The following is a 23,974-nucleotide window of genomic DNA, read 5'->3' as shown; positions in this document are numbered from 1 at the left end:
GGACTCAATTGTCATGGAAAGCCCTGCCGTTGGTCGCGTCCTTAGGCCAGCCCACCCCCGTCCGCAACCCCGGCAAGTGCGAATTTGCGCCGGGATTTGAGGGACTCTAGCCAATTGTACCTGCATTGAGACAGCCTCGGATCCGGGCCACAATCGGCCTAGACTGCGGGGTTAGGTGTGACAAAGTGTCCTAGGGGTTGCATGAAACTGCACGCGCCATGCGCAAATGGGCGGATAAGATAAATTTCGAAAAATTTTAAATCACGAAGTAACCAATCAGTACATTCTTTGCGCTGCGACTCTTCCCGCGAAAGACCGAAGATCGCCCGCCCTGCGCCTTCTTTATGACGGCAATGGTCGCACGTTGCTTTTGAAACAGCCGCTGCCTATCTCTTCGCGAAGAGAAAATCCCGTTTCCACCCCGAGCGAAAGGCAGCAAATGCCGCAAATCTCCGTGAACGATCCGATTGTCATTCTCTCTTACGCCCGCACGCCAATGGGAGGGCTTCAGGGCAGCCTATCCGAAGTCACCACCACCGAACTGGGCGCCACCGCAATCAAGGCCGCCGTGGAGCGCTCCGGCGTCTCTGCCGAGGATATCGACCGCGCCTATATGGGTTGCGTGCTCTCCGCAGGGCTGGGACAGGCCCCCGCCCGTCAGGCCGTGATCAAGGCGGGTCTGCCCAAGTCGGTTCAGGCCACCACGGTCAACAAGGTCTGCGGCTCGGGCATGCAGACCGTCATCATGGCGTCCGAAGCCCTTGCCTGCGGATCGGCGGACCTGATCGTCGCGGGCGGTATGGAATCCATGACCAACGCGCCGTACCTCACCAAGAAGCACCGCTCGGGCGCGCGCATGGGGCACGACACGCTCTATGATCATATGTTCCTCGATGGCCTTGAAGACGCCTACGAAAGCGCCTCTATGGGCGCGTTCGCACAGGCCACCGCCGACGAGTACCAACTGACCCGCGAAGATCAGGACGGCTATTCGATCGAATCGCTCAAGCGCGCGCAGAATGCCATCGCCTCGGGCGCCTTCGCTGCTGAAATCGTTCCGGTCACCGTGAAGACCCGCAAGGGCGAAGTCGTGGTCGACACCGACGAACAGCCCGGCAAGGGCAATCCGGACAAGATCCCGACCCTGCGCCCCGCCTTTGCCAAGGACGGCACGATCACGGCAGCGACCTCCAGTTCGATCTCGGACGGCGCTGCCGCACTCGTTCTCACTCGCGCCAGCGTGGCCTCGGACAAAGGCTACACCCCCGTCGCCACCGTGATCGGTGTCGAAGCGCACTCGCACGAGCCGCAGAAGTTCACGACGGCACCGGTCGGTGCAATCACCAAGCTGCTCAAGAAGGTCGGCTGGGAAGTTGGCGATGTCGATCTGTTCGAGGTCAACGAGGCTTTCGCCTGCGTGGCGATGTTCGCCATGCAGGATCTCGGCATCCCGCGCGACAAGGTGAACATCCATGGCGGCGCCACGGCGCTCGGCCATCCGATCGGCGCCTCGGGATCGCGCATCCTCGTCACGCTGATTGGCGCGCTCAAGGAAAAGGGCCTCAAGCGCGGCATCGCCAGCCTATGCATCGGTGGCGGTGAGGCTACTGCAGTAGCCATCGAACTGCCCTGAGCTTTCTTGATCAAGCTAATAAAAAGCCCCGTCAATCTGGCGGGGCTTTTTCATGTGGCCGATAGTGCCTGCCCCATCAGGGGGCGACAGTGCCCCACAGGCGATCTTCGGGCGCGAAACCCTTGTGGCCGCCAGCATCAAACGCGCACCAGCCCTGCTTGCAGTCACCGAGCATCCCGGTGACGCCCGGCTCCACCTTCCAGGCGAGGCCGCCTGCGCCGCCTTCGCCGGTCCGCATCTCCGCCAGCCCGTCACCGATGACGATCGCCCCGCGCTTGCGCGAAAGCAGCAGGTCGCGCATCCACCCCTGCGTGCCCGAAGGGTCCTCGACCAGACGCCAGGGACCTTCACGGCGGATCACTTTCACCGGCAGGCCGACGCGGCGATAGACCCAGCTGATCCGGAACGTATTGCCCGGCCCCACCCGCAGGAAGGCCTTGTCTGCCGAGATGGTCGCCCAGTAGGGCACCTTGCCGTCATCGGCGGCATGGGCCGAGCCGGTGCTGGCGGTTAACGCTAATGCGGCCAGAACGGTTTTTGGGAAAAAAGATCGAATCATCGCCGCCTCTTAGTCCCCGCCTCCAAGAGGTATCAAGACCACCGTTCGCGTGCCGATGAAAGGGGTTTCACCCTTTCCTCACCTGTTTGCGACTAAGGATTTCACGAGTATCGCAAAATCGCCGATATTCGCAACGACAGGCAAGGACCGGGCGAGCCCGGTCTCGCCATAACAGCGCAGGGTAGCAGATGATGATGCGATCAGTCCTCCGACACAGGCGCAAGCCCAGTCCTGCCCTGCCGTTGGGCATGCTTTTCGCTGCTACAACCTTGATCACAGCTTCTACACCCGCCCTGGCCCAATCGACTTTCGCGCCGGGCACGGCGATCGTGACGGACAGCGGCGATACCGCGTTCGTGATCTGCTGCGCGCTGGTGGCGTTGCTGGGCATTCCAGGCATCGCCCTCGCCTACGCCGGGCAGGTTCGCGCCGCCAATGTGATCTCGACCACGGTGCAACCGCTGCTGATCGCCCTCACGGCCAGTCTTGCCTGGGTCGTGGCAGGATACACACTGGCATTCGGCAACGTCACCTCAGGCTGGATCGGCTCCGGGAACGCCTGGATGCTGCTGCGCCTTGGCAATGTCCGCGAGAATACAACCGTACCGGAGAGCAGCTTTGCCCTGCTCCAGATCGCCGTCGCCGTTATCGCACCTGCCCTGCTGACCGGCGCCTGGGCCGGACGGGCACGCCTGGGCTGGGTGCTGGCTTTCGCAACGCTGTGGAGCCTCGCCGTGCTGGCACCGCTGGAGCACTGGCTGTGGGGCGGCGGCTGGCTGTTTACATCGGTCGGCACACTCGACTGGGCTGGCGGCCTTACGCTACGCACAAGTGCAGGCGTTTCTGCCCTCGTCTGCGCGGCTATGCTGGGCCGGGGACGGGATCGCGCACAAATCTCTGCCGTCCACTCCTCCCCCGCATCCCCCTATGCCCTGCTGGCGCCGCTCGGCGCGATGCTCGGAGCGCTGGGCCTGCTGGGCATCTGCGCGGGCTGGGCCCTGGGGGCGAACGACGATGCATCCTCGGCGATCATCGCCGCCTATGCCGGTGTCGCGGCAGGCGTGCTGGCATGGCTGCTGGTCGGGCGCATCCGCCGCGAGCCACTGACCGCACAGGATTTCACACGCGCCGTGATCGCCGCCAGTGCCGCGCTGTCGGCTCCGGCAGGCTACGTATCGCCAGGTGGAGCCATTGTCATCGGCGTGATCGCGACGCTTCTGGCCCGGCTGGCGGACAGGATCATCGTCCGCTCGCCGCTGGACGATCGTCTCGGCGTCTTTGCTGGTAATGCTGTCGCCGGCGCGAGCGGCGCCCTCCTGCTGGCGCCGTTCATGGCACCGGCGCTCGGCGGCACCGGCTATCGTGCCGGGATGAGCCTGATCGCGCAAGTTGCCGCGCAAGGTATCGGCGTGGTGGTCGTCACGGTCTGGTCACTGGTAATGAGCGTCATCCTGGCCCTGATGGTATCCGTCATCTTCCCGATGCGCGTCAGCGAGGACGTGGAACTGCAGGGTCTCGATCCGGCGAACCACACAATTCGCTGACCCACGCGCACCTTTCCAAGCAGCAACTTCCGAAACGAAAAGAGGCGGCCCGCTACCGGACCCCCTCTTTTGTGTGTTCCGCCCTGACGGCAGCGCGCTCAGTCGCCGGTCAGGATACGGTCGACCAGTTCCTTAACTGTCGGCGTGAAGCCGTTGGAATAGAACGGGTCCTTCTTGAACATGTAGGCCGCGTGCCCGGCGAACATCAGGTTGTCGTCGATCGGGCCGCCGTGGGCGATGTCCTGCAGCGTCTTCTGGATGCAGAAGCTTCGCGGATCGGCGAGGCGCCCGGTGGTGTAATCGTCATGGTCCTTCCACGACGAGAACCCGCAGTGCGACAGACAGCCCATGCAGTCGGCCTGATCCTGACGGATCATGTTGCGCTCTTCGGGGCCGACGAAGATGATCGTGTCGTCGGGCGTGCGCAGGCCATCGGTGAAGCCCTGCGCCGACCACGAGCGCGCGCGCTCGAGATCGCCCGGCGTCACCCAGAAGTTCTTGCCCTTCACACCCACGTCCAGACGCACGGTGTGATCGCCCGCCTCGACCTTGGAATAGGGAATCTGGCGATCCGAGCGCGCTTCGAGGCTGCGCAGGAACGGATTGCGCACCGCCGAGGAGTAGAACCCGGTCGGTGAGAAGCGGTGCAGCAGGACGTCGCCCGGCTCCAGCGTGCGCAGATGGTCCTTCCACGGCTGCGGGATCGGGCTCTCGTGCGTCAACAGCGGGCGCGTGCCGTACTGGAAGGCGATCGAGCCAAGCTCGGGATTCTCGATCCAGTCGTCCCAGTCGCGCAGGAACCACACGCCGCCAGCCATCACGATCGGCACATCGTCCGAGATGCCCTCGGCCCGCATCGTATCGCGCAGCGCCTTGACGCGCGGATAGGGATTCTCGGGCTTGAGCGGATCTTCGGCGTTCGACAGGCCGTTGTGACCACCAGCCAGCCACGGGTCTTCGTAGACCACCGCGCCCAGCAGGTGCGGCACCTTGCTGTAGGCGCGCTTCCACAGCGCACGGAAAGCGCGGGCCGAGCTGACGATCGGCAGGTAATGCACGTTGAAGCGCGCCGCGATCTCGGACAGGCGATAGGGCATGCCCGCACCGCAGGTCACGCCTGTGACCATGCCCTGCGTCTGCTCCAGCACGCCTTCGAGGATCGGCTGCGCGCCGCCCATTTCCCACAGGACGTTGATGTTGATCGCGCCCTGACCGTTGGAAATCTCGTAGGCCCGGCGGACCTGCTCGACCGCACCGTCGATGCCGTAGCGAATCAGCTCTTCATGCCGCGCCTTGCGGGTCAGTTCCTTGTAGACCTGCGGGACGATCTTGCCTTCGGCATCGTAGCTGTCGGCATTGACCGCACTGACTGTGCCGATGCCACCGGCTGCGGCCCATGCGCCCGAGCTCATGTGGTTGGTCGCGGCAACGCCCTTACCGCCCTCGACGAGCGGCCAGACCTCGCGTCCACCATAGACGATCGGCTTGAGACCCTTGAAACCCATAGTAATCTCTGTCTTCCCCTGGCTGTGCGCTCAGCTCGTTACCGCCTGCGCCGTGCCAGATAATCGGCATGGCTTGATCTGCGACGGTTCCGGCCACGGTCCTGCGGCCTCGAACTGCGCATAGTAACCCTGCAGTTCCGGCTTACGGACAAATTCGGTCAAACGAAAGCCCACCGAGCCCATTTCGCAGAAAAGCAGGGCCGGTGGAATGCCGTGCCGGTCGGTGGCACGGTCGGTTTCGACCACGATCACGCGCCCGCCGGGGCGCAGCGCCGGGCGCAGATGCCATGCAAAGGCATAAGGCTCGGCCACTTCGTGATACATGTGGACAAGAAAAATGCGGTCGAAGCTGTTATCGGGCAGCTTCGGGTCTTCTGACGCGCCGAGGCGGATGGAGACATTCTCCAACCGCTCGCGCTCGATGCGCAGACCCAGATCGCGGATCACGTCAGGCTCGATGTCCTCGGCCAGCACCCGCCCCTTGCGCCCGACGCGCGGCGAAAGGCGCACGGTGTAATATCCGGCGCCCGCACCGATGTCGGCCACGGTCATTCCCGGCTCGATCTTCGCAAGATCCATCACCGTGGTCGCTTCATGGAAGCTGTCGCGCTTGACCTCGCTGGAGAAATCGTCGCTGACGGAAGAGACCGGACGATCCGCAACCGGAAAATCGCGCACATCGGCGGGGCGCCGCTTGTCCTCGCTCTGCGGCTGGCAGCCACCAAGGACCGCGCCCGCAGACAGACCCAGCGCGATCGTCGCAGCCTGGCGCCAGAGAGGCGACGCATTCATGGTCGATCTCAGTTCCACGGACCCGAGATGGCGAACGCGCGCGCCATTGCAACCCTGCGCACGGCTTCGCGGCGACGCAGGGTAGGCGCCAGCATGCCAGCCGTTGCGGCCTTCAGGGAAAGCGACGTGCGCAAGCGTTCAGCCCCGGCGATCAGTCGACGTCTTCGACCTCGACCTTCTCGCCGGTCACGCGCTGCGAGAGCGCGGCCGCCATGAAGGGATCGAGAGCCCCGTCGAGTACATCGCCCGGCGCGGTGGAGACGACACCCGTACGCAGGTCCTTAACCTGCTGGTACGGCTGAAGCACGTAAGAGCGGATCTGGTGGCCCCAGCCGATGTCGCTCTTGCTGGCGTGCTCGGCGCTGGCTGCTTCTTCACGCTTCTGCATCTCGGCCTCGAACATGCGCGCCTTGAGCATGCCCATGGCGATTTCGCGGTTCTTGTGCTGCGAACGGTCGATCTGGCTGGCCACCACGATGCCCGAGGGCTGGTGGGTGATACGCACCGCCGAATCGGTGGTGTTGACGTGCTGACCGCCCGCACCCGAAGCGCGATAGGTATCGATCTTCAGGTCTGCCGGGTTAATCTCGATCTCGAAGCTGTCGTCGATCACCGGGTAGACCCAGACCGACGAGAAGCTGGTGTGGCGACGCGCCGAGCTGTCATAGGGGCTGATGCGGACCAGACGGTGGACGCCGCTCTCGGTCTTGGCATAGCCATAGGCGTTCTCGCCCTTGATCAGCAGCGTGCAGCTCTTGATGCCTGCGGCTTCACCGGCGTGATAATCGACCAGTTCGACCTTGTAGCCATGACGCTCGGCCCAGCGCGTGTACATGCGCTGGAGCATCTCGGCCCAGTCCTGGCTTTCGGTGCCACCGGCGCCTGCGTGGACTTCGAGATAGGTATCGTTGCCATCGGCCTCGCCCGAAAGCAGTGCCGTCACCTTGTCCTGATCGGCACGTTCTGCCAGTGCCTTGAGCGCGGCGAGACCTTCGAGGATCGTGTCCTCGTCGCCTTCCATCTCGCCCAGTTCGACAAACTCGACCGCGTCGTTCATCTCGGCGCTGATCGATTTCACGGCGCCGATGGACGCTTCCAGACGGCGGCGCTCCTTCATGACCGCCTCGGCCTCCTTGGGCTTGTCCCAGAGAGTCGGGTCCTCGACGCGCGCGTTCAGCTCGTCGAACCGGCGCAGCGCGCGGTCCCAGTCGAGGAACTTGCGAACGAGGGCCAATGCCTTCTCGATGCGGTCGATATGGGCCTGCCCTTCGGCACGCATGACGGACTTCTCCTGAAACCAGCGGTCGATCGGCGATGCGCCCTCGCGCCTCCTGCCTCTCCCGTGCCAGAGGCACACGGCGACAGGACGCGCGAAACGCGTCGTCCGGAAAGGCGCGCTCTTACGCGCGAGTAGGGGGACTTAGCAAGCCCTGCCGCAGCGGAGCCTCAGGCCTGCGCGGCAGCGGGCGCTCCCTGTCAGCCAGAGCGGTTGACCGCGCCGACAGGCTCGTTCCACAAGGCTTGCCATGACCACCCCGAACCGTCCCCGTCGAAGCGCCCTGTTCATGCCTGCCTCGAACCCGCGCGCCATCGAGAAAGCCCGCAGCCTGCCCTGCGACGTGGTGATCCTCGACCTGGAGGATGCCGTGGCGCCCGACGCCAAGGCCACTGCACGCGCGGCGGCGGTCGAGGCGGTCAACCAAGGTGGTTTCGGCACGCGGGAACTGGTCGTGCGGGTCAATGCCCTCGACACGGCATGGGGCGCGGACGATCTGGCGGCACTTTCACAGACCGACGTCGATGCCGTGCTCGCCCCCAAGGTGGACAGCGCCGGGGATGTCGACCGCTACAGTGCGCATCTTGCCGACGCGCATCAGGGCCTTGCGCTGTGGGCGATGATCGAGACCTGCACCGCAATGCTCTCGCTGCGGGAGATCGCGGCCAGCGCCGCCACGTCGCGCCTTGGCGCCTTCGTGGTCGGCACCAACGATCTCGCCAAGGAAATGCGGGCCGAGCGTACGCCCTGCCGCACGCCGTTCCTGCCGTTTCTCTCGCTGACGGTCGCGGCGGCCCGCGCCCATGGCCTCGCGGTGCTGGATGCCGTCTGCAACGACTTCCGCAACCTCGACGCCTTCGAGGCCGAAGCCCGACAGGGGCGGATGTTCGGCTTCGACGGCAAGAGCCTGATCCATCCCGCGCAGATCGCCCCTGCAAACGCCGTCTTCGGCCCCTCGCCCGAACGCATCGCTCAAGCGCAGGCCATCCTTGCCGCCTTCGCCCTGCCCGAGAATGCAGGCAAAGGCGCGGTCAACATCGCCGGGCAGATGGTGGAGCGCCTGCATCTCGAAGAAGCGCAGGCGCTGCTGGCGATGGCCGAGCGGATCGCTGCGACCGACTGATCGCGGCGATCCGCCGGGCGCTGTCAGTCCCCGCCTTCGGGATCAGGCGCAACCGTCGCGATCGGTCCCGGTTCATTCGCGATGACCTTGAGCACGTCGGCCCAGGCATCGACGTTCTGCTGCAACTGGGCGGGGTCGATCTTGTCGAGCGTGTCGTCGGGCGTGTGGTGGATGTCGAAATAGCGGGTGCCGTCCTGCGCCAGATCGACCACCGCCAGCCGGTTCGCCGCGATGATCGGTCCCACGTCCTCACCACCGCCCGCGCGCCCCGGATGGGGCACGATGCCCATCGGCCACAGCGCGGCCTCGATCTTCTTCACCAGCGGGGCGTTCTGCGGCGCGAACGTGGTCTTGAGCGCCCATACGTGATCGGCGCCGAAATCGCTCTCCATCGCCACTGCATGGGGCTCTGCGCCGTGGGTCTTGAGGTAGGCATCGCCGCCACCGCCGGTCAGCCCCATCTCTTCGTTGCCCGACCACAGCACGCGGATCGTGCGCAGCGGCGGCCCGTCCTTTTGCGCGGCCAGCGCGGCGGCCGTGATGATGGCACACCCTGCGCCGTCGTCGATAGCGCCGGTGCCCAGATCCCACGAATCGAGATGGCAGGCGAGCAGGATCATCGGCAGCGAGGGATCACGCCCCGGCAGGTCGGCGATCACGTTGCCCGAAGGCGCATCGGGATAGGGCTTGCCCAGCAGGGTCATGTCGATGCTCATCGGCTTACCCCTTCCGGCGATGCGCGCGATCAGATCCGCATCCGGGTTCGATACCGCGCCCGAGGGAATCGGCGCGACGCCCTGCGGGAAGATCGTGATGCCGGTATGCGGATTGCGATGCTCGTCGGTTCCGGCCGAGCGGATGACGACACCTGCCGCCCCCTTCTGCGAGGCAAGACCCGGCCCCTTGCGGCGAACGTCCCCGTACGGACCATATCCCGAGCCATCCTGCGCGGCGAGCATGGCATGATCGATAAAGGCGACCTTACCCTTGAGCGACCCTGCCGGTGCCGCTTCGAGCGCGGCCAGCGTCGGAAAATAAACCAGCGGCGCCTTCAGGCCGGTGCCCGGCGTCGGCACCGAATAGCCCAGCGCCGTGATCGCCAGCGGCTGGTCATAGGGCGCGGTAAGCCGCGCATGTTCGGGCCCGCGTTGCCAGGCAAGCGTGCGGAAAGGCTCGATCCGCACGTTGCGAAAGCCCAGCACTTCCAGCTTCGCCTTGCCCCAGTCGCGCGCCTTCGCCTCGGCCACAGAGCCGGTCGGACGCGGGCCGATTTCGGTCGTCAGCCCCTCGACGATGGTCCAGGCCGTTCCGGTGCCTTCGACCGGGCGGGCCGAGACCGACGGAGACGGGAGGACGGCGGAGGCAGCGGCGAGCAGGGCCGCGCGGGAAAGTGTGTGTCGCATGGAACACAGGCGTAACGCGCGCAGTCGCACCTGCCAACCGTCTCGGCGCAAGGAACGTCACACTGTCTGTAGTACGGACAGGTCCATCGTGAAGAACTGGTTGTGCCGGCTTTCCTCGTAGTCGGCGAAAGGTCCGCACGAGACGAAACCCGCGCTGCGATAAAGGCCAACGGCGGGCATATGCATCGGTGCCACGCCGGTTTCCAGGCTCAGCCGTGCAGCCCCACGCCGCCGCGCCTCGGCGATCAGGTGATCCATCATCGCCCGGCCCACGCCCTTGCCCGTCGCAGAGGGCGCCGCCCGCATCGACTTGACTTCGGCGTGCGCGGGATCGAGCATCTTGAGCGCGCAGATGCCCGCCAGCTCTCCCTCGATCCACGCAGACCAGAACGTGATGTCCGGGTCCGCCAGTTCCGAGGCATCGAGCGCGAAGGCATATTCTTCCATCACTGCGCGCACCTGCGCCACATGATAGGCCAGCAACCCCGCAACATGCGGCGCCTGCGGATCGTCCTGCCGGATGCTGATCGTCACCGTATTCATCTGATCTCCCCGAACGCCAAACCCTGCCGTCCCCGCGCGGCACGCCCCTGCCGGGGGGTGCCCTTGGCAACACGCCACCGCCCCTGTAGAGCGGGCGCCAACTATTCCCGATCCAGATCCTATTTCCAGAGGAATCCGATGGCCGCGCAATACGCCTTCGTCATGAAGGACATGACCAAGACCTTCCCCGGTGCCCAGAAGCCGGTGCTGAGCAACATCAACCTGCAGTTCTATCAGGGTGCCAAGATCGGCATCGTCGGCCCGAACGGTGCCGGTAAGTCCACGCTCATCAAGATCATGGCCGGCATCGACACCGACTTCACCGGTGAAGCCTGGCCGGGTGAGAACATCACCGTGGGCTATCTTGAGCAGGAGCCCGAACTCGACCCGACCAAGACCGTTCTGGAGAACGTCAAGGACGGCGCGCGCGAAACCGCTGACATGGTGGAACGCTTCAACCAGATCGGCATGGAAATGGCCGAGGAAGACGCCGATTTCGACGCCCTGGGCGCCGAGATGAGCGAGCTCCAGGACAAGATCGACGCGGTCGATGGCTGGACACTCGACAACCAGCTCGAAATCGCGATGGAAGCACTGCGCTGCCCGCCGGGAGACTGGCCCGTGGACAAGCTTTCGGGCGGTGAAAAGCGCCGCGTCGCGCTCACCCGCCTGCTGATCCAGAAGCCCTCGATCCTGCTGCTCGACGAACCGACCAACCACCTCGACGCCGAATCCGTCGAATGGCTGGAGCATCACCTCAAGGAATACGCGGGCGCGGTGCTGATGATCACCCACGATCGCTACTTCCTCGACCACGTGGTGGACTGGATCCTCGAACTCGATCGCGGGAAATACTTCCCCTACGAAGGCAACTACTCGACCTACCTCGAGAAAAAGGCCAAGCGCATGGAGCAGGAGGACCGCGAGGAATCCGGTCGTGCCAAGGCGCTCAAGGACGAGCTGGAATGGATGCGCCAGACGCCCGCCGCCCGCCAGACCAAGTCGAAGGCGCGTATCCGCAAGTTCGAGCAGCTTCAGGAAGCGCAGTCCGGCCGCAAGCCCGGCAAGGCGCAGATCGTCATCCAGGTGCCCGAGCGCCTGGGCGGCAAGGTCATCGAGGTCAAGAACATCTCGAAGGCGTTCGGCGACAAGCTGCTGTTCGAGGATCTCTCGTTCATCCTGCCGCCGGGCGGCATCGTCGGCGTCATCGGTCCCAACGGCGCTGGCAAGTCCACGCTGTTCAAGATGCTCACCGGTAAGGAACAGCCCGACAGCGGCACGATCGACATCGGCTCGACCGTGCATCTGGGCTTCGTGGACCAGAGCCGCGATCACCTCGATCCCAAGAAGAATGTCTGGGAAGAAGTGTCCGACGGGCTCGACTACATGAAGGTCAACGGCCACGACATGTCGACGCGTGCCTATGTCGGCGCGTTCAACTTCAAGGGCGCCGACCAGCAGAAGAACGTCGGCAAGCTGTCGGGCGGTGAACGCAACCGCGTCCACATGGCCAAGATGCTCAAGGAGGGTGGCAACGTCCTCCTGCTCGACGAGCCGACCAACGACCTCGACGTGGAAACGCTGGGCGCGCTGGAAGAAGCCATCGAGAACTTCGCGGGCTGCGCCGTGGTCATCAGCCACGACCGCTTCTTCCTCGACCGTCTCGCCACCCACATCCTCGCCTTCGAGGGCAACAGCCACGTCGAATGGTTCGAAGGCAACTTCGAATCTTACGAGGAAGACAAGCGCCGTCGCCTTGGCGATGCGGCCGACCGCCCGACCGCACTCAGCTACAAGAAACTGACGCGCTAAGGCTTCGGGCTTAGAGCCAAAACAGAAACGGGCCGCCCCGCTCCCTACGAGCCGGGCGGCCTTTTTCGTGGGTTTATCAGGCCCGATACGTTTCTGAACGCCCGCTCCTGGCACCATTCACGAAACCGACAGCGCACACTCTGTAATTGTAGCGACACGAAAGGACGTCGGCAGGCAGAGAATCTCGCCGACGCTGGAGAAGATCGATGGCGGACAGGTACACGAACACAGCAGGCCGATGGTTGCAGGCAGGCGCACTCGGCGCCCTTGCGTTAACAATGGCAGCGACAGCCATTCCCGGCACGGCACTGGCGCAGGACGGCCACCGCGAACATGGTGAGCGCGGCAACGGCGGCGGCAATCGCAGTGGCAACAATGGGGGCGGTCAGCAACGCCAGCAGGCTCCGCGCCCGCAGGCTGCACCGCAGCAGCAGGCCCGCCCGCAGATGAATGCCCCCCAGATAAATCGTGGCGGCAATGCGCAATGGAACCGCAGCGAACGCCTCGACAATGCGAACCGTGATAACGGGGGCCGCGATAACGGCAATCGCGGCGCGTGGAATGCCGGTGGCAACAATCGCCCGGACGGCGGCAACGCTCGCCCCGACACCTCGCGCCCCGGTGCCTGGAATGCGGGCAACAACGGCCGTCCCGACGGCAGTGACAATCGCCCCGGTCGCGGCGACGACAACGGCCGCCCCGGCAATGATGCTCGCCCCGGTGGCAGCTGGAACAACGGGCGCCCCGGCAACGACGGACGCCCTGGCGGTAGCTGGAACAACGGTCGTCCCGGTAATGACGGTCGCCCCGGCGGCAGCTGGAACAATGGTCGTCCCGGCGGGAACGGCGCCTGGAACCGCAACGACTGGCGCCGCGACAACCGCTACGACTGGCGCAGCTATCGCAGCAGCCATGGGTCGATCTATCGCCCCGGCGGCTACTTCGCGCCCTATCGCGGATACTCGTATCGCCGCGTCGGCATCGGCTTCTCGCTCGGCGCGCTGTTCTATGGCGAGCGCTACTGGATCAACGATCCGTGGTACTACCGCCTGCCGCCCGCCTATGAGCCCTATCGCTGGGTCCGCTACTATGATGACGTGCTGCTGGTGAACGTCTACACCGGCGACGTGGTCGACGTGATCTACGACTTCTTCGATTAATACTGCGGGATCACGCAGAAGCATCGAAAGGCCTCTCGCCCCTGCGCCGAGGGGCCTTTTCGCATTCCCGCTTGCGCGCTCGGCGCTCTCCACGCAGGATGCCCCCTCTCAAGGCATGCCCGAGAGGGGCGGCGTGAGAGGAGACGGCATGGGAAGAGAGGGCATAAGCCATCGCGAGCATCCCGATACCCGCGCGCTGGGCCGCATCGGCTGCTGCGTGCGCAAACGTCTGGCCAAACAGGGCACCCTGGCCCGTCTGGACTCCCCCGATATCGAACTGTGGCACGCCGAAGCCTATGTCGAGCCGCATGCCTGCGCCCGCCTTATCGCCCTGATCGATACCGCCGCCGCACCCTCGCTGCTGGCACAGGAAGATGGCTGGGCAGGCTATCGCACCAGTTGCTCGGCAGACATCCCACCCGCCGACCGCGACGTGCGCGTGCTGGAGCAGCGCCTTTCCGACCTCACCGGCATCGATGCCTGCTGCGGCGAAAACCTGCAGGGCCAGCGCTATGCGCCGGGCGAATACTATCACACCCATTGCGACTGGTTCGACACCGCCGCGCCTTACTGGCAGCACGAGCGCCGCTGCGGCGGCCAGCGCAGCTGGACCGCAATGATCTATCTCAACGACGTGAATGGCGGCGGCGAAACGCATTTTCCCGCGCTGGGCCTGCGCGTGCGCCCGCGCACCGGCACGCTTCTGGTGTGGAACAACGCCCGCCCCGACGGCACCCCGAATCCCGCGACCCGCCACGCCGCCCTCGCGGTGGAACAGGGCACGAAATATATCCTGACGAAGTGGTTCCGGGCACGCGCCTGGGCGATGTGAAAGATACAATCGCGTCATCCCAGCGTAGGCTGGGATCGCTCTCAATGTCGCGCCTGGGGCGAAACGATCCCAGCTTACGCTGGGATGACGGTACAGATCCTCGCCCTATTCCTCGTCCGGCACGCCCATATGGCGCGCCATCGCGTCGAGGCGGCGATGGAGGCGCAGGATTTCGAGCTGGGTGCGCAGGTTCACCTCGTAGTCGTGCCGCGCGGTGATGCGGTCTCGGGCGGACTGGCGGTTCTGGCTCATCATGATAACCGGCGCCTGGATCGCGGCCAGCATCGAGAGCATGAGGTTGAGAAAGATATAGGGATAGGCATCGAAGGGATGCAGCCCGAAGTCTTCGAGGATGCGGCTATTGATCGCCATCCAGCCCAGCAGCACCACGCCGAAGGTGATGATGAAGCCCCAGCTGCCACCCACCGCCGCGACGCGATCGGCCAGACGGTCCCCGAATTTGGCATGGATCGAGGCTTCCTCGTCCGCATCCGGCCCCATGATGACGCCTGCCGCGATCCGACGGAGCACGCGCTGCTCCTCCGGGTCGACCTGATCCAGCCGGCGTCCGAGCAGATCCTCGCAGAGCTGCTCCGCCGTGGGACGGCGCAGGGCTTCGGGGCTCATGCGATCGGACTCAGGCGGATCACCCTCAGGCTGCCAGCGCTTCGGCGATCAGCTTGCGCGTTTCCGGCACGCCATACAGCGCAATGAAGCTGCCCATGCGCGGCCCCTGCGAGGAACCAAGCAGCGTTTCATACAGCGCCTTGAACCAGTCGCGCAGGGTCTCGAAGCCATAAGCCTCGTCCTTGCCGATCTCGTAGACCACGTTCTGGAGGTCTTCGGCGGACGCATCCGCCCCCGCCTCTTCCAGCCTGGCATCGAGCGTGCGCAGCGCGGCGGCTTCGCTCTCGCTCGGCGCGCGGCGCTGGAGCGTGGGGGCGATGTAATCGCGGTTGGTGGCGAGCGCGGCACGGACCATTTCGCCGAGCGCCGGATGCGCCTCGGGCGTGGCATCGGACACATAGTTGCCGAGGTACGACCACACCTGCTCCGCCGTCGCCTCGGCGCCGAGCACGCCCACAAGGTTCAGCAGCAACGCGAAAGTCACCGGCACGGTATCGCCCGCACCAACCACGCCCGCACCTTCGCTACCGCCGTTAGCGCGCAGCAGGTGCCACACCGGGTTGCCCAGTTGCTTGTCGAGCGCCTGCCCGGCCAGATTGCCGCGGAACTGCCAGTACTCGTCCACTGCCTTGGGGATGACACCAACATGCAGCTGCTTGGCGCTCTTGGGCTCGCGGAACAGGTAGAAGCCGAGGCTTTCCTCGGTGCCGTAGGTCAGCCACTGGTCGATGGTCAGGCCATTGCCCTTGGACTTGGAGATCTTCTCGCCGTTCTCGTCGAGGAACAGCTCGTAGATCAGCCCCTCCGGCTTGCGACCGCCCAGCACCTGCACGATCTTGCCCGACTGGGTTACCGAATCGGTCAGATCCTTGCCGCACATCTCGTAGTCGACGCCCAGCGCATACCAGCGCATCGCCCAGTCGACCTTCCACTGCAGCTTGGCCTTGCCGCCGAATACCGACTGCTCGACGACACTGCCGTCCTCGTCGGTGAAGCGCACCATGCCGGTGGCCGGGTCGAGCACTTCGACCGGCACCTGCAGCACGACGCCGGTGCTCGGCGAGACCGGCAGGATCGGCGAATAAGTGCGGCGGCGCTCCTCGCGCAGCGTCGGCAGCATGATGTCGAGGATGCCCTGGTTGCATTCGAGCACACGCGTCAGCGCGGCGTCGAATTCACCCGAGTTGTAGCGGTCGCTCGCCGAGACGAACTCGTAGTCGAAACCGAAGCGGTCGAGGAATTCGCGCAGCATCGCGTTGTTGTGATGGGCAAAGCTCTCGTGAGTCCCGAACGGATCGGGAATGCGGCTGAGCGGCTTGCCGAGATTGGCGGCCAGCACTTGCGCGTTCGGGATGTTGTCCGGCACCTTGCGCAGGCCGTCCATGTCGTCCGAGAAGGCGACGAGGCGGGTGGGTGCGCCGCCGGTCAGCGCCTCGTAGGCGCGGCGGACCAGCGTGGTGCGCAGCACTTCCTGGAAGGTGCCGATATGCGGCAGGCCCGAGGGGCCATAGCCGGTCTCGAACAGCACCGGGACAGGCGTCCCGTCCGGCGCGGTCTTGCCCTGCGGATACCGTTTGAGCAGTTTCTGCGCTTCCTGGAACGGCCATGCCTTCGAGACACGGGCGGCCTCGCAAAGAGTTGCGTCATCGGTTGCGGCGGAAAGGGCGTCAATCTGGCTCATGCGCGCGCTATTGCCGGATAAGGGGCGCTTTAGGCAAGTGTGAAGGTGATGCCCCGAAACGATGGGCAACCGGAGACCCGCTCGTCTCCGGTTGCCGCGTTTTCGGATCAGACGTCGAGACGTTCGATCCGACGCGTCACCTCGTCGATCGCCTCGGCGATCTGGAGGATGGTCTCGCGATCGGGCTCGCCCTTGGAAAGGCGCTCGATCACCGCGCTGCGCAGGCCATGGATGGCGCGGCGCACCGGCGCGGGATCGACCTGCGCGCGCACGCTCGCCATGCTTTCAAGACGGGCGCGCAGTTCTGCGGCCTTCTTCTCGTCGGTCATGACCTGCGCGCGGCCTTCGTCGGTAACGTCGAACGCCTTGCGCGCGCCCTCGCCCTGCACCTGTGCGATCAGCCCGGACTCTTCCATATAGGTGAGCGCCGGATAGACCACGCCCGGCGACGGCGCATATTCGCCGCCCGAAAGCGCCTCGATCTCGCGGATCAGTTCATAGCCGTGGCGCGGCCCCTGCGCGATCAGCGAGAGCAGCAGCGATTGCAGCTCTGCCTGATCGAACAAACGCCGACGGCGCCCGCCGCGACCGGCACCGCGACCACCGCCCCGACCATCGCGGCCGTCATCGCCGAAACCACCGAAGCCGCCCGGAAAACCGCCGCCGCCAAAGCCGCCGCCCATGCCTCCGAAACCACCGCCGAAGCCGCGACCGGACGCGCGGCGCAGGAACTCACGCCCCATCGCCTCGAAACCGCGCCCGCCGAAGTCCCGACCATCAAAGCCACGACCGCCAGCCATAGCGGCCATCATCCGCGCCCGCATCGCGCCGCGCAGATCGTCGCCATCGATGCCAAAGCTATCGCGCGAACCGCGACCGCCCCGGCGCCCAGGACGGCCACCGCGACGACCTCGACCGAAATCGCCGCCGAAGCCAGCCTCGTCAAAGCCGCGATCTTCCCCGCGGCCACCAAAAAATGTATTACGCATATGCGTTCCTTGATCTCTCATGATGGCTCTAAGATATATCTTAAAGCGAAAAGCGCAAGAGCTTTTCCGCAGCCCTGCCGCGCGTGGCGGTTTTCAGCCGCGCATGGCCTCCCTATTAGGGTGATATGGACCCCCTGCTCGTGCCTGCCCTTCATGCCAGCCACGCCGGATCGTGGCTGTGCGACCGGGGCGGGATCGCGCGCAGCGTCTCGAAGGGACAGGCGGTTTCGGCAGTGGCCGACACCCCGCACCTGATGCTCAACGCGCCGCTGCTGGCGACGCGGCTCGGTTATCCCGACCTGACCGGGCTGGACCTGCTGGAGCTTTACGCCTTCGTCCACCCCGCGCGCTTCGTGGTGCCGACCGCGCATGGCCTTGCCACCGCGCTCGACCTGACGCCGCCCGCCAACGATGCCGAAGTCCCGGCGCTGCTCCAGCAGGCCGCCGCAAAACTGATCGCCACGTGCGAGAGCCCGCCCGACACGCCTGAGTGGCCCGAGCGCGAAGGCGCCTGGACGGCGCTGCAATCGCTGGTGCGCCTGCGCTGGCCCTGGGCCTCGGTGCTGACCGGGCGTATTGCCCGTCCGCAACGCGCCGAGCGCTGGCTGTTCGCCAAGCTGCCCGAATGGGAAGAGGCACAGGACGTGCCCCAACCCCGGCAGGTCACGCTCGATCCCGAAGAGGTGACGCAGCACCTCACCCGGCTGACCGGCAGCGGCGCCGAACAGCGCCCCGGCCAGCAGGCTTATGCGCGCGAGGCTGCCGAGGCTTTCGCCCCCCGCACCCAGCGCGGGTTGCCCCGCATGATGCTGGCACAGGCGGGCACAGGCGTCGGCAAGACGCTGGGCTATCTCGCGCCCGCCTCGCTGTGGAGCGCGCTGTCGGGCGGCACGGTCTGGGTCTCGACATTCACCAAGGCGCTGCAACGCCAGTTGCAGAGCGAGAGCCGCCGCGCCTGGCCCGAGCGGCGCCCGGACGGATCGCGCCCGGTCGTCGTGCGCAAGGGGCGCGAGAATTACCTGTGCCTGCTCAATCTGGAGGACGCGCTGCAAGGCGGCTTCGCAGGCCGCGCCGCAATCCTTGCGCAACTGGTGGCGCGCTGGGCGGCCTATAGCCGCGATGGCGACATGATCGGCGGCGATCTGCCCGGCTGGCTGGGCACGCTGTTCCGCCAGCGCGGCATCACCGCCCTCACCGACCGGCGCGGCGAATGCGTCTATGCCGGGTGCCCGCACTACCGCAAATGCTTCATCGAGCGCGCGACGCGGGAAAGCGCGCAGGCCGATCTTGTCATCGCCAACCACGCGCTCGTCATGGTCAACGCCGCGCGCGGACGCGATGCCGCCGCGCGCCCGACCCGCGTGGTGTTCGACGAAGGCCACCACGTTTTCGATGCCGCCGATTCGACCTTCGCCGCCGAACTGACCGGGGCCGAGGCCATCGAACTGCGCCGCTGGGTGATCGGCCCGGAAAAGAACGCACGCGGTCGCCGTCGCGGCCTCTCCGCCCGTCTCGCCGATGTGGCGAGCTATGACGAGGCGGGCGGCAAGGCCATCGCCGCCGCCGTCACAGCCGCCGAGGCGCTGCCTGCCGACGGCTTCATGCAGCGCATCGTCGAGGGTGAGCCCTCCGGGCCGCTGGAACAGTTGCTCGCCGCCGTGCGTGCCACTGTTTATGCGCGTGACGAGAGCGGCGGACAGGAAGCAGGCTATGGCCTCGAAACCGAAGCGGCGGGACTCGACGGCGACCTGATCGAGCGCGCCGCCGAGGCCGGTCTTGCACTCGCCGAACTGCGCACGCCGCTGATGCGCCTGTCCTCGCGCCTCGAAGCGCTGCTGGAGGACGGGCCGGACTGGCTCGATGGACAGGGCCGCGCGCGGATCGAGGGCGCGCGCTTCTCGCTGGGCTGGCGAATTGATCTGATCGCTGCCTGGGAAGCACTGCTCGCACGTCTCGGCGGCGTTGCCGATCCCGACTATGTCGATTGGCTTGCGCTGTCCCGCTCGGAAGCGCGCGAATACGATGTCGGTCTGCACCGCCACTGGCTCGACCCGATGAAGCCTTTCGCGCATGTCGTGCTCGAACCCGTGCACGGCGTGCTGATGACCTCGGCCACGCTCAAGGACGGCGAGGACTGGACCCGTGCGGTCGCGCGGTCGGGCGCGCCGCATATCGACCTCGCCCCGCGCTTCGGCGAGCATCCCAGCCCGTTCGACTATGCATCGCAGGCCGAAGTGCTGATCGTGACGGACGTGCCGCGCGGCGACATTGCAGCCCTCGCGGGCGCCTACGGCAAGCTGATCGAGGCATCGGGCGGCGGCGTGCTCGGCCTGTTCACCGCAATCCGCCGCCTGCGCGCGGTCTATGCCCGCGTCGCGGACCGGCTCGCGCGCGGGGGCCTGCCGCTCTATGCCCAGCATGTCGATCCGATCGACACCGGCACGCTGGTCGACATCTTCCGCGACGATCCCGCCGCCTCGCTGCTCGGCACCGACGCGCTGCGAGACGGGGTGGACGTACCGGGCGAATCGCTGCGGCTGGTGGTGATGGAGCAGGTGCCGTGGTCGCGCCCGACGATCCTGCACCGCGCGCGCAAGCTGGCTGCGCAGGACCAGCCCGGCGGCGGTTCGGCTTACGAAGACAGCCTGATCCGGGCGCGGCTGGCACAGGCCTTCGGGCGCCTGATCCGCTCTAAAGGCGACAAGGGCCGCTTCGTGGTGCTCTCCTCCGCCTTCCCCTCACGCCTGCTCTCGGCCTTTCCCGAAGGCACCCCGGTTCACCGCGTCACGCTCGATCAGGCTTTACAGCGCATCGGCGGTCGTGCTTCAGCGGCGGGACCGGATGTGAACGAGGGAACCGGCGACGTGGCAGCCGCCGCTACGCCGCCCTCGATCCAGGACCGTTTTTTCTAGGCCGCGATGGCCAGCCAGCAAGGACGCGCGCGCTTCATGAAGACCCTCGGCCTGTTCCGCCACGCGAAATCGGACTGGCACGATGCGCGTCTGCGCGATTTCGACCGGCCGCTGAACAAGCGCGGGCGGATCGGCGCGGAGATCATGGGGCGGCATATCCGCCAGCACGGACTCGACACCGGCATCAAGTGGAACCGCGTGCTCGCGAGCCCGGCGGTGCGGGTCACGCAAACCATCGACATCGCTGCCGAGGCTGCGGGCTTCACCCCGCCGGTGAAGTGGGACCGGCGCATCTACCTCGCCAGCTCCCCAACGCTGATGGAAGTGCTGCGCGAGCAGGACGAGCATGCCGCCTCTGCGCTGATGATCGGGCACAACCCCGGCCTCGAAGACCTGATCTTCGATCTGGTCCCCGACGACGGTTCCAGCCCCTTGCGCGATATGGTCGAGGAGAAATTTCCGACCGCCGCCTTCGCGGTGATCGAACTCGATATCGAAACATGGTCCGATATCGACGACAATTGCGGACGGCTGATCCATCTGATCCGCCCCCGCGATCTCGACCCCGCCCTTGGACCGCAGGCCGAGTTCTGATTCGCGAGCAGTGGCCCCCGCGAATCGATTCGCGAATCAGGCTTCGGCGTCAGGCAGAAAGATCGTCTTCGAGGGCCTGCTTCAGACGCGTATGGATCGCCGCCAGTTGGAGGCGAACGTCATCGCGCGCTGACGGCGTAGACAGGTCATCAGGCGTCTCGCCCCCTTTTAGACCCGTCCCCCCCCCCTCTGGACCCGTCTCTGGCCCGCTCTCGATCTCGATCCTCGCACCGCGCAGGGTATAGCCCTTGCGATGTACCAGGTCGCTGATCCGCAGGATAAGCACCATGTCTTCAGGGCGATAATAGCGTCGCCCACCGCTGCGCTTGACCGGCTGCAGGCTGGGGAACTGCTCTTCCCAATAGCGCAGAACATGCGGCTTCAGCCCCAGCGCCTGCGCGACCTCACCGATCGTACGCAGCGCGCCAGGCTCTTTTTCGTCGTTAAACTGCAAATCTTCCAATGCTTTATAAGGCGGACCTCAGTCCGCCCTCCTCATCGGCCGATCGCCATGAAGCACGCCGCAACGTCAGGAACCGACAATCCGGTCCTTCAGCATCTGGCTCGCCCGGAAGGTCATCACACGCCGCGGCGTGATCGGAACCTCGACCCCGGTCTTGGGATTGCGCCCCACCCGCTCGCCCTTGTCGCGCAGGAGGAAAGTCCCGAACCCGGAAATCTTGACGTTCTCTCCCTCGGCCAGAGCTTCCGACATATGCTGGAGAATGGACTCCACCATGGTCAGAGATTCCGCCCGGGACAGGCCCAGTTTCCGGTGAATGGCTTCGGCTATTTCGGCTCTCGTCAAAGTTTCCGTCGCGCGCATCGCCCTGTATCCCCTCTGCTGCGCTGACCCCCGCTACAGATCATAAGAATTCTTGCAACGAAATCAACGCTGGTGGAAATACCGGGCGTGCAGGAAGCACTTTTGGGCGCGATTGTCCCGATCAGATACGGATCAGACTGGCGCCCCAGGTGAAGCCGCCGCCCATCGCTTCGAGCATAACGAGGTTTCCGGGGACGATTCGCCCGTCGCGAACCGCCCGGTCCAGCGCCAATGGCACCGACGCCGCCGACGTATTCGCATGTTCGGAAACGGTTACGACGACCTTCTCGACCGGCATGTTCAGCTTGCGCGCGGTGGCATCGAGAATGCGGGCATTCGCCTGATGCGGCACCAGCCAGTCAATGTCGTCGCTGGTCAGGCCGGTCTCTTCAAGTACTTCCTGAAGAACCTCGGCCAGGTTCACCACCGCATGGCGAAAAACCTCGCGCCCCTTCATACGCAGCTTGCCGACCGTCCCGGTCGTCGAAGGACCGCCATCGACATAGAGCAACGCGTTATGCTCGCCGTCGGCATGCAGGCGTGTGGCCAGGATACCGCGCGGCAAAGCCTCATCTTCCGGCTGCTCCTGTGCTTCGAGAACGATCGCACCGGCGCCGTCGCCGAAGAGCACGCAAGTCGCGCGATCTTCCCAGTCGAGGATACGGCTGAAAGTCTCCGCCCCGATCACCAGCGCCCGCTTGGCCATGCCGGAGCGCAACATCGAATCCGCCGTACCCAGTGCATACAGGAAGCCCGAGCACACGGCAGCGACATCGAATGCCATGCCGCCACGGCAACCGAGATCGGCCTGCACACGGGTTGCCGTGGCCGGGAAGGTCTGGTCGGGCGTTGCTGTTGCCAGCACGATCAGATCGATGGTTTCTGCTGCGATTCCAGCAGCATCAAGGGCTGCACGCGCAGCTGCCGTGGCAAGCGACGAAGTCGTTTCGTCCGCCTCGGCAATGTAGCGCTGGCGAATACCGGTACGCTCGACGATCCACTCGTCGCTGGTATCGACACGCTCAGCCAGATCGGCATTGGTAACAACCGTGCGCGGCAGCGCAGAGCCGGTGCCCAGCAGTACGGAACGACGCATCACGCGCGCTCTTCGGCCAGAGGGCTGCGACGCAGGGAATCTTCCCCGACGCGGGCCAGGTCCGCCGAAATGCGCTCGGTCACGTTTTCCTCCAGAAGCTTCGCGGTCACCGCCACGGCATTCGCGACACCGGCAGCGCTGGCGCCACCGTGGCTTTTCACGACAATGCCGTTGAGGCCCAAGAATACTGCGCCGTTATGATTGTTGGGGTCGAGATGGTGCTTGAGCAGTTCGGTGGCTGGGCGCGAGATCAGGAACCCGATCTTCGATCGCAGCGAACTGGAAAAGCCTCGCCGCAGCAGGTCTGCGACGAAACGCGCGGTGCCTTCGACCGCCTTCAGGGCGATATTGCCCGAAAAACCATCCGTCACCACGACATCGACGTTGCCGCGACAGATCTTGTCCGCCTCGGTAAAGCCGTCGAAGCTGATCGAAAGATCACCGGCCGCCCGCTTGAGCGTGGCTGCTGCATCGCGCAGCAGGTCGGTGCCCTTGATCTCTTCCGTGCCGATATTGAGCAGACGCACGCGCGGCACCTCGCGCCCCGTGGCGATGCGCGCATAGGCGGCACCCATCACGGCAAACTGCACGAGATTGCGGCTGTCGCACTCGGTATTGGCACCGAGATCGAGCATGATGACGTCATTGTCGCCCAGCGTTGGCAGCAAAGCCGCCAGGGCCGGTCGATCAATGCCGGGCATCGTGCGAAGAGTCAGCTTGGCGATCGCCATCAGCGCACCGGTATTACCGGCACTGACAGCGGCTCCGGCGTCACCCGCCTTCACCGCTTCGATCGCACGCCCCATCGAGGTTCCCTTGGCCCGGCGCAAGGCCTGGCTGGGTTTGTCCTCTCCGGAGATCACTCCATCGGTATGGAGGATTTCGGAGGATGCCCTGAGATTCGGGTGATTCTCAAGTGCGGCCTTGATCCGCACCTCGTCCCCGACCAGCAGGAACTTGAACTTGTCATGGCGTCGACGGGCGAGCGCCGCGCCTTCAACCATGACGCGCACACCCTCGTCGCCGCCCATCGCATCAACGGCGATACGCGGCAGACTCATGGGCAA

Annotated in this window: 20 protein-coding genes and 1 pseudogene; 8 read left to right on the top strand and 13 right to left on the bottom strand. The window is 65.5% G+C overall.

Translation table 11 applies throughout. The annotated features are described in order from the left end of the window. Positions 1-439 precede the first annotated feature (439 nt). Positions 440-1,633 carry an acetyl-CoA C-acyltransferase gene (locus tag AC3EC3_RS03690; protein ID WP_488488319.1) on the top strand — a complete coding sequence of 398 codons (1,194 nt, stop codon included), beginning with the start codon at positions 440-442 and terminating at the stop codon, positions 1,631-1,633. A 76-nt stretch (positions 1,634-1,709) separates the two neighbouring features. Here AC3EC3_RS03690 and AC3EC3_RS03685 read toward each other — a convergent pair whose 3' ends face one another. Next, a complete protein-coding gene (locus AC3EC3_RS03685) occupies positions 1,710-2,192 on the bottom strand; it encodes an SH3 domain-containing protein (RefSeq protein WP_488488318.1) in 483 nt (160 codons plus the stop codon). Between the two features lie 269 nt (positions 2,193-2,461). Between AC3EC3_RS03685 and AC3EC3_RS03680 the strand changes: the two genes are divergently transcribed. Beyond that, positions 2,462-3,736 carry an ammonium transporter gene (locus AC3EC3_RS03680; protein WP_488488317.1) on the top strand — a complete coding sequence of 425 codons (1,275 nt, stop codon included), beginning with the start codon at positions 2,462-2,464 and terminating at the stop codon, positions 3,734-3,736. A 98-nt stretch (positions 3,737-3,834) separates the two neighbouring features. On the opposite strand, the gene AC3EC3_RS03675 is transcribed toward AC3EC3_RS03680, so the two are convergent. The 3 genes from AC3EC3_RS03675 to prfB form a co-directional block, all read right to left on the bottom strand. After that, positions 3,835-5,241, bottom strand: coding sequence for an NAD(P)H-dependent flavin oxidoreductase (locus tag AC3EC3_RS03675; RefSeq protein WP_488488316.1), 1,407 nt, complete (start codon positions 5,239-5,241; stop codon positions 3,835-3,837). Positions 5,242-5,271: 30 nt separating this feature from the next. Next, complete coding sequence (locus AC3EC3_RS03670; RefSeq protein ID WP_488488315.1) at positions 5,272-6,033, bottom strand: class I SAM-dependent methyltransferase; 762 nt, start codon at positions 6,031-6,033, stop codon at positions 5,272-5,274. Positions 6,034-6,184: 151 nt separating this feature from the next. Further along, entirely contained in the window at positions 6,185-7,312 is a 1,128-nt protein-coding gene (prfB, locus tag AC3EC3_RS03665) for a peptide chain release factor 2 (RefSeq protein ID WP_488488314.1), read from the bottom strand. 247 nt (positions 7,313-7,559) lie between these two features. On the opposite strand from prfB, the gene AC3EC3_RS03660 reads away from it, so the two are divergent. After that, complete coding sequence (locus AC3EC3_RS03660; RefSeq protein WP_488488313.1) at positions 7,560-8,432, top strand: HpcH/HpaI aldolase/citrate lyase family protein; 873 nt, start codon at positions 7,560-7,562, stop codon at positions 8,430-8,432. A 23-nt stretch (positions 8,433-8,455) separates the two neighbouring features. Here the strand turns inward: AC3EC3_RS03660 and AC3EC3_RS03655 are convergent, their stop codons facing one another. Beyond that, positions 8,456-9,835: a M20/M25/M40 family metallo-hydrolase gene (locus AC3EC3_RS03655; protein ID WP_488488312.1), complete on the bottom strand. Its 1,380-nt coding sequence runs from the start codon at positions 9,833-9,835 to the stop codon at positions 8,456-8,458. A 57-nt stretch (positions 9,836-9,892) separates the two neighbouring features. Further along, complete coding sequence (locus AC3EC3_RS03650; protein ID WP_488488311.1) at positions 9,893-10,378, bottom strand: GNAT family N-acetyltransferase; 486 nt, start codon at positions 10,376-10,378, stop codon at positions 9,893-9,895. A 138-nt stretch (positions 10,379-10,516) separates the two neighbouring features. On the opposite strand from AC3EC3_RS03650, the gene ettA reads away from it, so the two are divergent. The 3 genes from ettA to AC3EC3_RS03635 all read left to right on the top strand — a co-directional run bounded on the left by ettA (position 10,517) and on the right by AC3EC3_RS03635 (position 14,182). Beyond that, positions 10,517-12,190, top strand: a complete 1,674-nt coding sequence (ettA, locus tag AC3EC3_RS03645) for an energy-dependent translational throttle protein EttA (protein WP_488488310.1) — start codon at positions 10,517-10,519, stop codon at positions 12,188-12,190. Positions 12,191-12,468: 278 nt separating this feature from the next. Continuing rightward, the gene (locus tag AC3EC3_RS03640; RefSeq protein WP_488488309.1) at positions 12,469-13,350 is read left to right on the top strand and encodes an RcnB family protein; all 882 of its coding nucleotides are present in this window, start codon (positions 12,469-12,471) and stop codon (positions 13,348-13,350) included. 148 nt (positions 13,351-13,498) lie between these two features. Continuing rightward, entirely contained in the window at positions 13,499-14,182 is a 684-nt protein-coding gene (locus AC3EC3_RS03635; protein ID WP_488488308.1) for a prolyl hydroxylase family protein, read from the top strand. 105 nt (positions 14,183-14,287) lie between these two features. Here AC3EC3_RS03635 and AC3EC3_RS03630 read toward each other — a convergent pair whose 3' ends face one another. From AC3EC3_RS03630 to AC3EC3_RS03620, 3 genes are all read right to left on the bottom strand, one after another. Then, positions 14,288-14,809: a DUF1003 domain-containing protein gene (locus tag AC3EC3_RS03630; RefSeq protein WP_488488307.1), complete on the bottom strand. Its 522-nt coding sequence runs from the start codon at positions 14,807-14,809 to the stop codon at positions 14,288-14,290. Between the two features lie 25 nt (positions 14,810-14,834). Then, positions 14,835-16,490: a lysine--tRNA ligase gene (locus tag AC3EC3_RS03625; RefSeq protein ID WP_488488306.1), complete on the bottom strand. Its 1,656-nt coding sequence runs from the start codon at positions 16,488-16,490 to the stop codon at positions 14,835-14,837. A gap of 107 nt (positions 16,491-16,597) precedes the next feature. Next, entirely contained in the window at positions 16,598-17,479 is an 882-nt protein-coding gene (locus AC3EC3_RS03620) for a PadR family transcriptional regulator (RefSeq protein WP_488488305.1), read from the bottom strand. 125 nt (positions 17,480-17,604) lie between these two features. Here AC3EC3_RS03620 and AC3EC3_RS03615 point away from each other — a divergent pair, with 125 nt between their 5' ends. Beyond that, a complete protein-coding gene (locus AC3EC3_RS03615; protein WP_488488304.1) occupies positions 17,605-20,391 on the top strand; it encodes an ATP-dependent DNA helicase in 2,787 nt (928 codons plus the stop codon). A gap of 36 nt (positions 20,392-20,427) precedes the next feature. Then, positions 20,428-20,985: a SixA phosphatase family protein gene (locus AC3EC3_RS03610; RefSeq protein WP_488488303.1), complete on the top strand. Its 558-nt coding sequence runs from the start codon at positions 20,428-20,430 to the stop codon at positions 20,983-20,985. 49 nt (positions 20,986-21,034) lie between these two features. Here the strand turns inward: AC3EC3_RS03610 and AC3EC3_RS03605 are convergent, their stop codons facing one another. From AC3EC3_RS03605 to plsX, 4 genes and pseudogenes are all read right to left on the bottom strand, one after another. Beyond that, positions 21,035-21,439: a MerR family transcriptional regulator gene (locus tag AC3EC3_RS03605; RefSeq protein ID WP_488488302.1), complete on the bottom strand. Its 405-nt coding sequence runs from the start codon at positions 21,437-21,439 to the stop codon at positions 21,035-21,037. Positions 21,440-21,514: 75 nt separating this feature from the next. Further along, positions 21,515-21,820 (bottom strand): annotated as a pseudogene (locus AC3EC3_RS03600) (integration host factor subunit alpha); the annotation flags it as partial. A 112-nt stretch (positions 21,821-21,932) separates the two neighbouring features. Beyond that, on the bottom strand, positions 21,933-22,907 hold the full coding sequence (locus AC3EC3_RS03595; protein ID WP_488488301.1) for a beta-ketoacyl-ACP synthase III: 975 nt from the start codon (positions 22,905-22,907) through the stop codon (positions 21,933-21,935). Continuing rightward, positions 22,907-23,968, bottom strand: a complete 1,062-nt coding sequence (plsX, locus tag AC3EC3_RS03590) for a phosphate acyltransferase PlsX (protein WP_260922202.1) — start codon at positions 23,966-23,968, stop codon at positions 22,907-22,909. The genes AC3EC3_RS03595 and plsX overlap by 1 nt, the downstream gene beginning before the upstream one ends. Positions 23,969-23,974 lie beyond the last annotated feature (6 nt).

It is taken from the genome of Novosphingobium sp. BAM6 (assembly GCF_057784955.1).
This window is presented reverse-complemented; position numbering and strand designations above follow the sequence as displayed.